The sequence below is a fragment of the Haliea salexigens DSM 19537 genome, from assembly GCF_000423125.1.
Taxonomy (GTDB): domain Bacteria; phylum Pseudomonadota; class Gammaproteobacteria; order Pseudomonadales; family Halieaceae; genus Haliea; species Haliea salexigens.
Genome location: NZ_AUHJ01000077.1, coordinates 1 through 1,031 on the forward strand (window position 1 = coordinate 1; position 1,031 = coordinate 1,031).

Genomic DNA, 1,031 nt, shown 5'->3' on the forward strand with positions numbered 1-1,031 from the left:
ATTCAGATTGGCGTGAAGATATCGGAAGGCAATCACAAAAATACGGCTCAACTCGGTACTAGCGTACCAATGATCCGTTCAATGGCCCCGAGACCACGGCCCATCAGATAGAGAAATCAATAATCGCAGAGATAGTGATGTGAGGCGTGTTGGCAACGTTCGCGAAACGATCTTGTTGCCTGACCACTCGTCAGGAGATGAAAAAAGTCGTGATGGTCTGCGGGGGAGGGCAGAAGTTACCGGCCACGGGTCCGTGGCCGGTAACTGCAATGGACCTTACTCGCCCTGGGTAGGAGCGGTCGCTTTGGGAGCCGCGGTCTTCGGTGCGGCTTTACGATTCGCGGCCGCTTTGCGCTTTGCCGGAGCACGGTTCTTCTCAGCGGCGGGCTTGGCAGCAGGCGCCTTCTGCTTAGCCACTTTTTGCTTCGTCACTTTCTTGGCCGCAGGCTTCTTGGCGGCAACGGTCTTCTTAGCAGCCGGCTTGCGTTTGGCCGGCGCTTTCTTCGGGGCAGCTTTGGTCACTGCACGCTGAGCGCCAGAAATCGCCTTCTCGACGGCCTTGTGCTCGCGCAGGAGGTTCTTGGCGGCGGCAATGCCAGCATTGATGTCACGCTTAGCATCGTTGGCGGCTTTCAGGTCGACTTTCAGTGCTGTGAGCTCAGCACGCACTTTGGCGATTTTGGTTTTGTTGGCTGCGATCGGACGCGCTTTGGCGGCAGCGCGCGCTTTGGTCGCACGGGTTGTGGCCGCTGCAACCTTCTTGCGCAGCGCAGCGGTTTTCTTCTGTTGGGCCGCCAGCGCTTTGGTGCCAGCTTTAGCATCTGCTTCGATCGCCTTGCCGAGTTTGGCGCGTAGTGCTTCGATCTCTTTTACCAGCGCGTTTGTGGTGTCGCTCATGTGAACTCCATTGTCCATTGATTAAAAACCGCGCAATTATGTCGATTTGAATTCAATTTATCTACCGGTGGCACTGAGATATACAAGGAACTAGTACCGCTCGGAACTCAATGCCGTTGGAAGACGGTGACGAC

General features: G+C 56.1%; 1 protein-coding gene. It reads right to left on the bottom strand.

What is annotated here, in order from left to right; all coding sequences use genetic code 11:
- Nucleotides 1-276 precede the first annotated feature (276 nt).
- Complete coding sequence (locus G533_RS23125) at nucleotides 277-897, bottom strand: hypothetical protein (protein ID WP_051230719.1); 621 nt, start codon at nucleotides 895-897, stop codon at nucleotides 277-279.
- Nucleotides 898-1,031: the final 134 nt, after the last annotated feature.

Excerpts from the sequence above, each read along its gene's own strand:
- G533_RS23125 (WP_051230719.1), bottom strand. The coding sequence starts at position 897 with ATGAGCGACACCACAAACGCGCTGGTAAAAGAGATCGAAGCACTACGC.